The 12922-nt window shown below is 70.9% G+C and carries 12 protein-coding genes; 3 read left to right on the top strand and 9 right to left on the bottom strand.

Translation table 11 applies throughout. The annotated features are described in order from the left end of the window. Positions 1-142: 142 nt before the first annotated feature. The 6 genes from D7V88_RS16695 to thiL all read right to left on the bottom strand — a co-directional run bounded on the left by D7V88_RS16695 (position 143) and on the right by thiL (position 6604). The gene (locus D7V88_RS16695) at positions 143-739 is read right to left on the bottom strand and encodes a chemotaxis protein CheC (protein ID WP_120541637.1); all 597 of its coding nucleotides are present in this window, start codon (positions 737-739) and stop codon (positions 143-145) included. Next, a complete protein-coding gene (locus tag D7V88_RS16700) occupies positions 736-3234 on the bottom strand; it encodes a chemotaxis protein CheA (RefSeq protein ID WP_120541638.1) in 2499 nt (832 codons plus the stop codon). Before D7V88_RS16700 ends, D7V88_RS16695 begins: the two co-directional genes overlap by 4 nt. A gap of 62 nt (positions 3235-3296) precedes the next feature. Continuing rightward, entirely contained in the window at positions 3297-3665 is a 369-nt protein-coding gene (locus D7V88_RS16705; RefSeq protein WP_014400067.1) for a response regulator, read from the bottom strand. Between the two features lie 71 nt (positions 3666-3736). After that, positions 3737-4159: a chemotaxis protein CheW gene (locus D7V88_RS16710; protein ID WP_120537920.1), complete on the bottom strand. Its 423-nt coding sequence runs from the start codon at positions 4157-4159 to the stop codon at positions 3737-3739. Positions 4160-4202: 43 nt separating this feature from the next. Beyond that, a complete protein-coding gene (locus tag D7V88_RS16715) occupies positions 4203-5576 on the bottom strand; it encodes a methyl-accepting chemotaxis protein (protein ID WP_120541639.1) in 1374 nt (457 codons plus the stop codon). Positions 5577-5641: 65 nt separating this feature from the next. Further along, positions 5642-6604, bottom strand: coding sequence for a thiamine-phosphate kinase (gene thiL, locus D7V88_RS16720; RefSeq protein WP_120541640.1), 963 nt, complete (start codon positions 6602-6604; stop codon positions 5642-5644). Positions 6605-6753: 149 nt separating this feature from the next. Between thiL and D7V88_RS16725 the strand changes: the two genes are divergently transcribed. Together D7V88_RS16725 and D7V88_RS16730 are read left to right on the top strand one after the other, a co-directional pair. Further along, positions 6754-7887, top strand: coding sequence for an aquaporin (locus tag D7V88_RS16725; RefSeq protein ID WP_244238188.1), 1134 nt, complete (start codon positions 6754-6756; stop codon positions 7885-7887). An 82-nt stretch (positions 7888-7969) separates the two neighbouring features. Further along, positions 7970-9253, top strand: a complete 1284-nt coding sequence (locus tag D7V88_RS16730) for an MgtC/SapB family protein (RefSeq protein ID WP_120541641.1) — start codon at positions 7970-7972, stop codon at positions 9251-9253. A gap of 60 nt (positions 9254-9313) precedes the next feature. Here D7V88_RS16730 and D7V88_RS16735 read toward each other — a convergent pair whose 3' ends face one another. From D7V88_RS16735 to D7V88_RS16745, 3 genes are all read right to left on the bottom strand, one after another. Continuing rightward, positions 9314-9667: an SH3 domain-containing protein gene (locus D7V88_RS16735; RefSeq protein ID WP_120541642.1), complete on the bottom strand. Its 354-nt coding sequence runs from the start codon at positions 9665-9667 to the stop codon at positions 9314-9316. A 176-nt stretch (positions 9668-9843) separates the two neighbouring features. Further along, the gene (locus tag D7V88_RS16740) at positions 9844-11346 is read right to left on the bottom strand and encodes an ATP-binding protein (RefSeq protein WP_120541643.1); all 1503 of its coding nucleotides are present in this window, start codon (positions 11344-11346) and stop codon (positions 9844-9846) included. Then, a complete protein-coding gene (locus D7V88_RS16745; protein ID WP_120541644.1) occupies positions 11343-12062 on the bottom strand; it encodes a GTP-binding protein in 720 nt (239 codons plus the stop codon). Before D7V88_RS16745 ends, D7V88_RS16740 begins: the two co-directional genes overlap by 4 nt. A gap of 272 nt (positions 12063-12334) precedes the next feature. Between D7V88_RS16745 and D7V88_RS16750 the strand changes: the two genes are divergently transcribed. Further along, positions 12335-12871, top strand: coding sequence for a GNAT family N-acetyltransferase (locus D7V88_RS16750; RefSeq protein WP_120541645.1), 537 nt, complete (start codon positions 12335-12337; stop codon positions 12869-12871). Positions 12872-12922: the final 51 nt, after the last annotated feature.

Genomic DNA, 12922 nt, shown 5'->3' on the forward strand with positions numbered 1-12922 from the left:
ACCCTCTACCCCACCCGCCCCCGGTGCTCCAGGCGCGCGGCGGAAGGGACGGGCCTGCCCCGGCCGCGGATGTCAGGCCCCGGAGCCCAGCCGGGCCCGCGCCTGGGGGCTGCCGCGCTCCAGCACCGGCTCCGGAAGACGCCTACAGGCCCAGCCGGGCCAGCAGCGCCTGGGTGCTGCCACGCTCCAGCACCAGCAGCATCCGCCCGCCCAGCTCCGTGGGGGCCGTGGCCGTGAAGTGCGCGGCCAGGACCACCACCGGGCCCGGGCCTGAGTCCACCTCGCCCAGGACGTCCGCCAGCACCGGCCGCACCGGGCCGCGCTCCAGCCGGGGCACCGTGGGCAGCAGCCTCCAGCCCGTCAGCCGTCCGATGGCGGACAGGCACGCGCTGGCGATGATGTTGGCCGCCTCCGCCAGGGCGCTCGCGCGCTCCTCGGGGGATGCGGGCTGGCCTCGCACCAACACCGACTCCAGCGCTTCTCCGTCGCGGGGCGGCAGGAGCAGCACCAGCGCGCCGCGCAGTTCGCCCGTCATGCCCAGGCGCACGGCGATGGCGGGACCGTCGTCGCCCAGGAGGGCCGGCCCTTCCTGGGTGCTGGTCAGCCTCACCTCGGGGATGGACAGGTCCACGCGACCGCCCATCATGCGGGCCAGCGCGTTGGCACCGTGGCCGCAGCCGATGTTGGCCACCTCGCGCAGGGCGTCGAGCTGCGCGTCGCTGGGCAGGGGCGGACTCACGCGGTCAGTAACCTCGGAACGTCCAGGATGAACACGGGCCGGCCATTGCCCAGGATGGTTACCCCGGACAGGCCTGGCAGCAAGTCCAGGGGTCGGGACAGGGGTTTGAGGACGACTTCCTCCTGCCCCAGGAGGCGATCCACCGCCAGCGCCACCTTGCCGGTGCCAGCGTCACCTTCCATCACCACGAAGGGCCGGAAGCCCGGCCGGGGCGTCGCGGGCACGCCCAGGAGCACCTCCAGCGGATGCACCGGCAGCAGGCCATTGCCGTGAGGCAGCAGCGCCGTCTCCCGGCTGCGGCTCAGCAACTCCGGATCCGCCTCCGTGGCGCCCACCACCTTGGCGATGGGCAGGCCGAAGACCTCCTCGCCCACCTGCACCAGGAGCAGGTGCACCACGGCCACGGTGAGCGGCAGCCGCAGGGTGAAGACGGTGCCCCGGCCGCGCTCGCTGTCGATTTCGAGCGTGCCGCCCACGCTCTCCACCACGCGCTTGACGGCATCCATGCCCACGCCGCGCCCGGAGATGTCGGTGAGCTCCTTGGCCGTGGAGACGCCGGGGAGGCACGACAGCAGGAAGGCGTCGCGGTCCGCCATGCGCGCGGCGGCCTCTTCCGTGATGAGCCCGCGCTTGAGCGCAGAGGCCTTGAGGCGCGCGGGGTCCATGCCCCGGCCGTCGTCCTCGATATCGATGATGACCCGGTCGCGCGCGCGGCGCACCGTCACCAGGACACGGCCGCGCACGGACTTCCTCGCGGCCAGGCGCTCCTCGGGGGACTCCAGGCCGTGGTCGATGCAGTTGCGCAAGAGGTGCAGGAGCGGGTCCGCCAGCTCGTCCAGGATGGCGCGGTCCAGTTCGATTTCCGCGCCGGTGATGACCAGCTCGACTTCGCGCTCCTTGCGGCGGGCCAGGTCGCGCGCGGCGCGGGGCAGCCGGTCGGTGATGAGCGACAGCGGCGTCATGCGCGCGCTCATCACCTTGTCGTGCAGGTCCTTCACCAGCGTGTGCAGCCGGTAGACGCCCTCTTCCAGCGCGGGGCGCGTGTTCTCCGGCAGCTCCTTGCCCACCTCGCGCAGACGGGCGGTGGCGAGCATCAGCTCGCCCACCGTGTCGAGGAAGTAGTCGAGCAGCTCCGTGCGCACGCGCACCGTGCGGGAGCCGGCGTCGGCGCTGGCGCGCGCGCTGTCCGACGTCGGCGGGGCGACGGCGATGATGGGCGGTTCGGGGACGGCCTGGGAGACGGAGACGACCTCCACCTCGGCCACGTTGCGCAGGGCCGTCTGGATGCCGGCCTCGCCCACGGCCGTCTCCAGGTCCACCTGGATGTAGCCGTCGGGGATGCGCCCGGCCTTGAGTTCCTCCAGCGGAGGCCGCAGGTCCACGAGCGTGCCCAGGGTGGACAGCCGCTTGTGCACGAGAAACGCGCGCACGCCCGGCACCTGGCACGAGGGAGAGATGCGCAGCCGCACGGACCAACGGGGCCCGCTGCCACGGCCATCCACGCCCACGGTGGCGGCGGCCTTGAGGCCCGCGGCCAGCGCCGACACGGGGGAGGAGGGGTCGACCTCCGGGGGCACGCGCACCAGGGACTGGCCGGTGGGCGCGCCGTAGAGGGCCTCCGGGCTGCTCAGGTCGCGCGGCGGCATCAGGCTGGCGGGAGGAAGGACCGCCAGGGCCGAGGCCCCCGCCGCACCGGAAGCGCCCGGAGCCTCCCGGTTCGCCCCGGAGTCCGTCCCCGAAGTCCCGGACGCGCCGCTCGAAGTGACCGAGCCCGGCGTCCCAGACGAACCGCCCGAAGCGGCCGAGCCCGTCGCCGTTCCGCCAGCCGAACCCGACGTCCCGGACGCACTGCCCGAAGCGCCCGCGCCCGAAGCGCCGGAGCCCGTCGCGTCTGCCGCCGCACCGCCCGAAGCACCCGAGGCCGTCGCGCCCGCCGCACCGCCCGGGCCCGACACAGAAGCCCCAGAGCCACCGCCGGCCGAGTCGCCCGCCGCACCGTCTCCCACGGCCCGCGAGGTGCCATCTCCGGAGCCCGAAGCGGCACCAGCGGACGCATCCGCGGGCTTGAGCACGGTGACCTGGGCCACCCGCGTCACCCCAGGGGCATGTCCGGTGAGCGCCCGAACGCGCACGCTCAACTGCTCCAGCAGGGGTTCCGCCTGTTCCGGCTCACGGCTGGCCGCGACGGCGCGCACCTGGGCCGTCAGCGTGTCCGCGGCATTCAGGAGCAGGTCCACCAGGTCCCGGTCGAGCAGCTTCCGGTCCCCACGCACGGCATCCACCAGGTCTTCCACCCGGTGCGCCAGCATGGCGATGGGCTCGAAGCCCATGGACGACGCCATGCCCTTCACCGAGTGGGCGTGGCGGAACATGGAGTCCACGGTGCTGGCGGTGGCCTCCCGTTCCAACTCCACGAGGTCCCGCCCGAGCGCCTCCAGGTGCTCGGTGGCCTCTGAGATGAAGAGGCCCAGGTACCGGGACATGTCCATCGTCATGACCCGGTACCTCCCATAGGCGGACGGGGCCGCGACCCGGGCGGGCGCGGCCCTGCGTCAGCTCAGGCCTCGCCCAGCACCTTCTTGACGACCGCCAGCACGTCCTCGGCCCGGAAGGGCTTGACGATGAAGTCCGAGGCGCCCGCCTCGATGGCCTCCATCACCAGACTCTCCTGCCCGAGCGCGGAGCACATGATGACCACCGCGCTGCTGTCGGCCTTGATGATTTCTCGCGTCGCTTCGATTCCGCTCTTGAACGGCATCACGATGTCCATCGTCGTGAGGTCCGGTTTCAACTCCTTGAACTTCTCCACGGCTTCCAGGCCGTTGGCCGCCTCACCGACGACCTCGAACCCTCCAGACGCAAAGATGTCCTTGATCATGTTGCGCATGAAGATGGCGTCGTCGACGACCAGCACCCGCTTAGCCATGTGAAGAACTCCGCCTCCGTTTCAGGCCTAGAGGGAGCGCACCCTATCACCGGCCGTTTCCAGGGGGCTACTCACTTGGAGGGAGTGAACAAGGCAACGACCGCCGCATCAAGTCCTTCCGGATCCAACACGGTCACTCCCAGACCGCCCAGGCGGGCAACGCCACGAACCGCGGGCATGACCTTGCCCGGGGCCGCGCTGACGCGCTCCACCGCCTCGATGCCGTCCACATCCGTTACCAGGAGGCCCAAATCGCGCCGCCCCCGGTCCAGCAGTACCACGCGGCACAGCGGTGTGGGGCCTTCTGGCAGGTGCAGGAGCTGCCGCAGCTCCACCACCGTCACCACGCGACCGCGCAGGTTCATCACTCCAGTGATGGCGGAAGGGGCCCGGGGTACGCGGGTGTAGCGCTCCGGAGGCACGACGACCTCCCGGACCGCCGACAAGGGCAGCCCGTAGCGCTCCTTCTCTACCCGGAAGATGACGTGCCGCACGGTGGAGCCCTTTTTAGCAGAGGCGGCGGACCGTCCGGAGCCCTCAGGGCCCCAGGCGGAAGCTGCGCACCACGCTCTGCAGTTCCACGGAGAGGTTGGTCAGCTCGCTCGCCAGCGACGTCATCCGCGACACCGCGGCGGTCTGCTCCTGGATGACGGCCTGGATGGCCTCCGTGGAGCTGGCGTTGTTCTTGGCCACGAGCTTGATCTCCTCGATGGCCTTCACCATCTCCTCGCTGCCCTTCATCTGCTCGCGGGTGCTGTCGGAGATGAGCGTCACCTTCTCCGCGCCCTTGCGCGCGGTGTCGGTGATGGCCCCCATGGAGCGCATGATGTCGGTGAGGTCCTCGCGGCCTTCGGCCAGCTCCGCGATGCCTTCCTTCATGGCGCTCACGACGGAGGTGGACTGGCCGGAGATGTCGCGCGCCAGGCGGGAAATCTGCTCCGCGGAGCGGCCCGCGCTCTCCGCCAGCTTGCGCACCTCGTCGGCGACCACCGCGAAGCCGCGGCCGTACTCGCCGGCGCGCGCCGCTTCGATGGTGGCGTTGAGGGCCAGGAGGTTCGTCTGCTGGGCCACCTGGGTGATGGCGTCGACGATCTTGGAGATTTCCTGCGTCTTCTCGCCGAAGGCGAACACCTGCTGGCTGGCGGATTCGATGCGGTTGAAGACCTTCTTCACCTTGTCGCCCGCGAGCTTCGCCGCCTTGGAGCCGTCCTCCGCGCTGCTGCTGGTCTCCGCGGACGTGCGGGCCGCGTCCAGGGCGCTGGCCGCCGTGCGCTGGATGCTGCCGGCCATCTCCGTGATGACCTTGGAGGCCTGGGAGACGAGCTGCGACTGGGTCTCCGCGCCGTTGGCGATCTTCTCCATCGACGAGCCCACCTCCTCGGTGGACCCGTTGACGTTCTCCGCCGAGCGCTGCAGGTCGATGGCCGTGTCCGCCACGCTCTTGGCGGTGTCCTGAATCTTGCCGACCAGCTCGCGCAGGTTCTCCTGCATGCGGGAGATGGCGCCCGTCAGCTCGTCGATTTCGTCGCGCGTGCTGTGGACTTCCGCGGCCACGGGCTTGGACAAATCACCCTGGGAGATTTCGAACGCGGAGCGGCTGAGCACCTTCACGCGGGTGACGCGCGCCAGCAGCGAGGGCAGGTACGCCGCGCCACCGAAGGTGATGAGCACGCCCACGCCCACCCGGATGACGTAGCTCCAGCGGCCCCAGGACGCGTCGAAGATGCTCTCGCTGCCCAGCAGCCACGTGCCCAGCAGCAGGCCCAGGACGATGTAGCCGGTGGTGATCTTCCGGTGCAGCGACTGCTCGCGGACGACCTTGGGACCCTCGACGGCGCGCAGCATTCGCTGCACGGGGTCGCGCCGGGGGGTGAGACCTGAGGAGGGGTCGTCGCGAAGGGGGCGGCGCACGGAGTGCTTTCAGCTGGGAGGGGCAGGAAGCAGCCCAGGGGTTTAGCCTTGCTGTCCGGTACGGGTCAATCATCCGCCAGGATCTGCCTGCTTGAACGGGCGAAGTGATCGAAACCGCCTGGCGGGGTCAGCAGGCGCCCGGAGCCATCCTTCAGGGCCCATTCGCGCTCCCGGGTGAGCACGCCAATGGCGGTCACGGCCTCGCCGGCGCGAGCGCACGCCCGCTCGAACGCCGGGGCCTTGGAAGGGGGAATGGCCAGGAGCAGCTCGTAGTCCTCGCCGCCCTTCAGGGCGCCTTCGGGGCCCAGCGCGGCGCGCACCGCGGGCGACAGGGGCAGCCGTTCCAGCTCCAACGCGACCCCCACCTTCGACGCGGCGCACAGATGACCCAGGTCCTGGGCGAGGCCGTCGGACACGTCCAGGCCGGCGGAGGCGAAGCGGGCGGCGAGGCGGCCCAGGGCCACGCGGGGTTCGGGGCGGCGCTGGCGGCGCACGGCGCTTCCCCGGCGGAGGCCCGCCTGGAGTTGCGTGAGGCCCAGGCGCGCGTCGCCCAGGGTGCCGGAAACATAGAGCCGGTCCCCGGGCCGGGCGCCCGCGCGGGTGATGGGGGGATGGGACAGCTCGCCGGTGGCGGTGAGGGTGACGGACAGCTCGCGCGCGGAGGTGAAGTTGCCGCCCACGAGCGCGATGCGGTGCGCCGTGGCGAGCGCCGCCATGCCCCGGCCGAGCGCGGACAGGTGCCGCGCGGGGAAGTCCTTCGGCAGCGCGAGCGCGCAGACGAACCAGCGGGGCGTGGCGCCCATGGCGGCCAGGTCCGACAGGTTCACCGCGAGCGCCTTGTGGCCGATGTCGCCGGGAGAAAACGTGGCGCGGGTGAAGTGCACGTCCTCCACCACGGCGTCGGTGGTGACGCACAGCGCGCCCTTCGACGGGGCGAGCACGGCGCAATCGTCCCCCGGACCGACGGGCACGCGGGCTTTGGGAAAGCAGGCGAGGAAGCGTTGGATGAGGTCGAACTCACCGGGCATGGAAGCCACAGAGCATGGCCGCTCCATGGGACGCAATGGCGACGCGCGCGGGGCGCCTTCCCACCGTGGAGCGTCCTCAAGCGAACCGGCGGGCGTGGGGGCCGCGCGCGGCGTTGACGGTGTCAGCCCCACGAGGCATAGCAACTGGAGTGTCTTCCCTGCCCGTGCCCCTGGACCTGCGACGCCGTCTCGCGACGGAAGCGCTGGGCTGCGGGCTGGTGGTGGTGGCGCTGGAGGGTTCGCACCACGTCGCGGAGCACCTGGGCGCGAGCGCCACCGAGGGACGGCTGTTCATGTCCCTGTCGTGTGGCGCGGTGCTGGCGTGCCTGCTGTGGGTGTTGCGGCCGTTGTCCGGCGCGCACCTCAACCCGGCGCTCACGTTCGCGGACGCGCTGGGGGACCGCACGCCGTGGCGCGAGGTGCCGCTGTACGTGCTGGCGCAGCTCTTCGGCAGCCTCATGGGGCGGCTCGTCGCGCACCGCATGTGCAACGAACCGCTGCTGCTCACCGCGAGCCCGCCCACGGCCGACGGGGCCCGGTTCCTCACGGAGATGGTGGCGACGTTCGGCCTGCTGGTGGTGGTGCGCGGCTGCGTGCGCACGCGTCCGTCGGCCACGCCGCTGGCCATCGCGGGGTATGTGGCCGCGACGGTGTGGTTCACGGATTCGCGCTCGCTGGCGAACCCCGCGCTGGTGCTGGCCCGCGCGGCCAGTTCGCACGTGGGCGTGATGAACCCGCTGGAGGTGGAGTCCTTCGTCGCGGCGCAGCTCCTGGGCGCGGCGCTGGCGGTGTTCCTCTTCCGCTGGCTGCTGGGAGGCGCGCCGAAGCCCGCCCCCGCGTCCGACGCGGGGATGGAGACCGTCGTCTTCGAGTGCGCGGACGCAGGGCCCGCGCACCTGGCCGCCGCGCTCTTCAACACGCTGGCCCATCCGGACCGTGCCCGCGCGGTGGTGACGCCGCCGGTCGCGAGCGGTTCGGAGCCCCCGCCGGCGGTGGAAGCCCTGATGCGAGATTCGCACCTGCGCCCCGCGCCCTTGAGGGACCGGGGAGTGCCCGCGTCGCACTACGTGCTCATCGAGGTGGCGGGACAGGCGCCGGGCATGGACGCCCGCGTGCGCGAGCGCTGGTCACTGCCCGCGCTGTCGTTGACGGACGAGGCCGGCGCGCGGGCGTTGCAGGCGGCCCTGCGTCCCCGGATCCTCCAACTGCTCACGCGGCGGGGCTGGGAGCGGCTGCACGTCGTGAGCAGCCCCACGCCCGACGGCCCGCGCGCGCTGACTTGAGGAACCGCGCGCGCATGACGGGATGCGGCGTTGACGTCGGCGCGAGGGGCGAGCATGACAGTTCGACACCGAGGAACCGCGCATGATGGAAGGTCTTCCCCCCGTCGTCTCCTGGCCGCCGCTGCAGACCCTGATGCGCCTGACGCTCGCGCTCGCGGTGGGCCTGTTCGTCGGGCTGGAGCGGGAGTGGCGCGGCAAGGAGGCGGGCCTGCGCACCTTCGGCTTCGCGGCGCTGCTGGGCGGCATGGGCGGCCTGCTGGGTCCGAACTTCGCGCTGATGAGCCTCGCGCTGCTGGGCGTGCTCCTGTGCTTCCTCAACTGGCAGTCCCTGCGCGCGAACGGGGGCGCGGAGCTGACCACGTCCGCCGCGCTGCTCGTCACGGGCTTCACCGGCGTGCTCTGCGGCCTGGGCCACACGGTGACGCCCGCGGCGGTGGCCGTGACGACGGCGGGCCTGCTCGCGTGGAAGGAGCGGCTGGCCACCTTCAGCCATAAAATCACCGCCGAGGAGCTGCGCTCGGCCATCCTGCTGGCCATCCTCGCCTTCGCCATCTACCCGGTGCTGCCCGCGCACCCGGTGGACCCGTGGGGCCTCATCGAGCCGCGCGCCGCTTGGGTGACGGTCATCCTCATCGCCGCCATTGGCTTCGTGAACTACCTCTTGTGGAAGGTGTTCGGCGCGCACGGCGTGGAGGTGACGGGCTTCCTGGGCGGGCTGGTCAACAGCACCGTCACCGTGGCGGAGCTGGCCAACCGCGTGCGCGAGTCCGCCGGGCGCCTGCTGGACGTGGCCTACCGGGGCGTGATGCTGGCCACCGCCGCGATGGCGCTGCGCAACGCCGTGCTGCTGGGCCTGCTGTCCTTCCGCGCGCTCGTGAACTCCGCCATCCCGCTGGTCCTCATCCTGCTGTCCAGCACGGGCCTGGCGCTGATGCGCTCGCGCACCGAAGCCCCACCCGGCGCCGAACCGCACGCCCTGCCCCTCAAGTCCCCCTTCTCCCTGCCGTCCGCGCTGAAGTTCGGCCTCATCTTCCTGGCGCTCCAGGTGGTGGGCACGGTGGGCCAGACGCTGCTGGGCCACTGGGGCTTCTACGCGGTGAGCGCCCTGGGAGGACTCGTGTCCAGCGCGTCCGCGGTGGCGTCCGCCGCGTCGCTGTGCGCCAACGGAACCATCTCCCCCACGACGGCCGGAGTGGGCGCCATCATCGCGTCGCTCGCCAGCGCCGCCATCAACTTCATCCTGGTGGCGCGCGTGTCCGAGCAGCGCTCGCTCACGCTGCGGCTGGGCCGCGCCCTGGGCGTCGTCATGCTGCTGGGGCTGGTGGGCGCGCTGCTCCAGACGCGCCTGCCCACACTGCTGCCCTGAAGAAGCCCGAAGGGCATGAGGCACGCGGGCCTCATGCCCCCGGGAGACGCGAACAGGACCTCAGACGCAGTAGTAGGTCGCGTCCGTCCAGCCGTACTGGCCCGTGGCGTAGCGGTACACGTACATCCAGTTGCCGTCGCGGCTGTACACCTCCACGCCCTCGTTCCGGCCAATCTGAGCGAACACGGCGCCGCCCGGGGTGTGGCGCAGGCCCACGGTGTCCGCGTTGCACACCCAGCGGTAGTACTTCGCGCGCACCTCGCGACCTTCGTCCTCCTGGTTCGCGGGCGCCTGCACCTGGGTGTCCTCACCCTGCTGCGCGTCCATGTCCTCCGGCGCACCACCACAGCCCACCATCAGGCCGGCCAGGGCAAAAGCGGCCACGCCGAACGCGCGGATCGAAGACGTCTTCATGAGCGACTCCATGTCTTGGGGTTTGAACTGCTAAAACAGTTTATGCAGGTCTAATTCAAAATCAAGGCTAAGCGCGGATAACAATCAAATCCCGGATTAAATCCAAGGCCCGCTGAAATGCGTAGCGTGCCCCCTCCCAGGCGGGAGGAGGCATGTCCTCACTGGAAGTCCGTGGGCTAGAAGCGGTCCGGCTCCGGCAGGGGCGGCGCGGCGGACAGGCCCCGGTCCTGCATCGGCGGGTGCAGGGGCAGTTGGACGATGAAGCGCGAACCGTGGCCGAACTCGCTCTCCACGCGCACGCGTCCGCCGTGGCCCTCCACCAGGCTCTTCACGATGGCCAGCCCCAGCCCCGCGCCGCCGAACTCGCGCGTGGAGCTGCCGTCCACCTGGTAGAAGCTCTGGAAGATGCGCTCGAACTCCTCGGTGCGGATGCCCACGCCGGTGTCCTCCACGCTGATGCGGTAGCCGGGCACGCCCAGCTCCTGCTGCATCGCCGCGTCCGACAGCGTCACCTTCACCCGGCCGCCCGACGGCGTGAACTTCACCGCGTTGGCCAGCAGGTTCACCACCACCTGACGAAGCTTGTCCAGGTCTCCCGCGAGCCTCGGCTGCGGCGTGTGCGGCAGCCGCACCTCCAGCTCCAGGCCCTTGCGCTGCGCCTGCGGCAGCACGCTGGAGACCGCCGTCTGGATGATGTACCCGGGGTCCACCGGCGCCATGGACAGCCGCAGGCGGCCGGCTTCAATCTGGCTCAGGTCCAGGAGCGAGGAGATCATCGAGAGGAGCGTTTCGCCCTTCTCCACGATGGTGCGCACGTACTGCAACTGCTCCGGGTTGAGCGGCCCCGCCAGCCCCTCCGCCATCATCTCCGAATAGCCGAGGATGGACGCCAGCGGCGTGCGCAGCTCGTGGCTCACCGTGCCCAGGAAGGACGACTTCAGCCGGTCCAACTCCTTGAGCCGCGCGTTCGCCTGGAGGAGCCGCGCGTTCTGCGCCTCCAGCTCGCGGTGCACCTCCAGCGTGGACTCCAGGTGCAGGTGCGTGGCCAGGTACGACTTCTGTCCGCTGGCGACGAGCGCGCCCAGCACCAGGCCGAAGTGGCCCAGCACCTGCGCGGCGGTGCGCTCCGGGACGCGGCGCACGCGCCCGAGCAGCTCGAGCGCCCGCTCCAGGTCCAGGCCCTGGATGCCGGTGAGCGTGTCCGGGAAGTCCGTCAGCTCCTCGGGCGTGAAGGGCCCCAGGATGACCCGGCCCAAGAGGTCGCCGTCCCAGCGCACGGGCATCACCACGTAGCGCAGGCCGGTGAAGCACGTGAGCGCGATGAGGCCCGACGCCTCGGAGGCGTCTCCTCCGTCCGCCACCCGCCCACCGGCCTCCGGGAGGACGGGGCCATCCTTCACCCGGCCCACCATCGCGGTGCACGCGTGGCGGCCGTCCGGGAAGGAGAAGACGTAGGCGCAGAAATCGCCGTGGCCCACCTTCACGTCCGCCAGCTTGGTGCCGCGCACGTCCAGCACCTTGATGCCCACGCGGTACAGGTCGCTGAAGCCCTTCACCACTTCGGAGAAGGACGGCAGATCCAGCAGGTCTCCCAGCGACAGGCGACGCTGGAGCGCGGATTCGCGGCGGGGTGCGCCCACCGTGTCCCAGGGGCCTCCTGCCGACGACGGACCGCTCATGGCGGACTCCCGCTCGCCCGGCCGCCGGACTGGGACACGTAGCGTCCCTCCAGGGCCGTGCCGGACAGGTCCACGTGCCGGAAGATCTGCCCCAGGAATTCGTCCTCGGTGAGCCCCACGTTGCGCGACAGGTGGGCCCGCAGCTCCAGCGAGCGCCAGGCCGCCTGCGCCACGGCGTGGAAGGTCTCCACCACGCCCTCGCCCCGCACCGCCACCGAGCCCACCACCGGCTGCGTGCCCTTGCGCTGGATGTCCTCCAGTTCGGCGTCCGTGAGGCTGTCGGGCAGGTCGCGCTTGTTGAACTGGATGACCACCGGCACCTGCTGCGGGTCCAGCTCCATCTCCCGCAGGTTCTCCTGGAGGTTGCGCCAGTAGGCGTTGTTCTCCTGGGACGCGTTGCGCCGGCTGTCCGCGATGAAGACCACCGCGTCCGTGCCCTGCAACACCACCCGCCGCGTCGCGTTGTGGATGACCTGGCCGGGGACGGTGAAGAGCTTCACCTTCACCTTGAAGCCCGCCGACGTGGAGAAGAAGACGGGCAGCAGGTCGAAGAAGAGCGTCCGGTCGTCGTGCGTGTCCACCGACAGCAGGCGACCTCGCACGTCGGGCCTCGCCCGGGCATGCAGCTTGCGCAGATTGGTCGTCTTCCCGCTGAGCCCGGGGCCGTAATAGACGATCTTGAGCGTCAGCTCTCGCTGGGCGTGGTTCAGTTGCAAGGGGGAGGACTCGGACCGAGGGGGATTCGGTACCCGCTTTTTATAATGGCCCCGCGCCTCGCGCGGAAGGCCGGTCGCATGCCGTACGGCAGAGCGGTAAGCATCCTCCCGGAATGGAGTCCGCGCGAGTGGCGTTTCGAGAGATTCCCGCTCCTCGATCCAGGAGGAGGACGTCTCCCCACACGGAAAAGAGGACACTGTGCGCGGAATGATCGCGTGCACGGGTACGGGGTGACCGGTTAGGATCGCGGACGCGACGGAGGAGCAAGGCGATGACGATGAAGCAGGTGGATCCAGGCGTCGAGGTGGCCCCCACGCCGGTGATGGACGTGGCGAACCTCCCCAATGACCTCGTGAACGGGGTCAAATTCGGTCTGGCCACCGACGAGGACCTGACCGCGGTGTCGGCCTTGCGCGCCAACTCCGAGCCCTGGAAGGGACGCGGGGAGAGCCAGGAGGACAGCCTCAAGGCGCTCACCCAGTTGAAGCCCTTCCTCCATGTGGCCCGCATCCAGAACCAGATCGTGGGCTACGTGACGGTGGAGCGCGACGGCCCGGTGCCCGGTGCGGCGTACCTGCGCAACATCGTGGTGAAGCCGGAGCTGCGGCGCCACGGCGTGGGACAGAAGCTGCTCAACAAGGCGCTGGACGTGGCGCGCGACATGTACCGCAAGACCATCGCCCTGCGCGTGGACCCCGCGAACGCGCCCGCGGTCGGCTTCTACCGCAAGGAGGGCTTCACCACGGTGGCCACGGTGGTCTCCAAGAAGTCCGGCAAGCTGCGGCTCCTGATGTCGCGCGAGCTGTAGTCTCCCGCGCATCCGACGCGGCAGGTTGTACCCGACGGGAGGGGCCCTCAC

The sequence above is a fragment of the Corallococcus terminator genome, assembly GCF_003611635.1.
Lineage (GTDB): Bacteria > Myxococcota > Myxococcia > Myxococcales > Myxococcaceae > Corallococcus > Corallococcus terminator.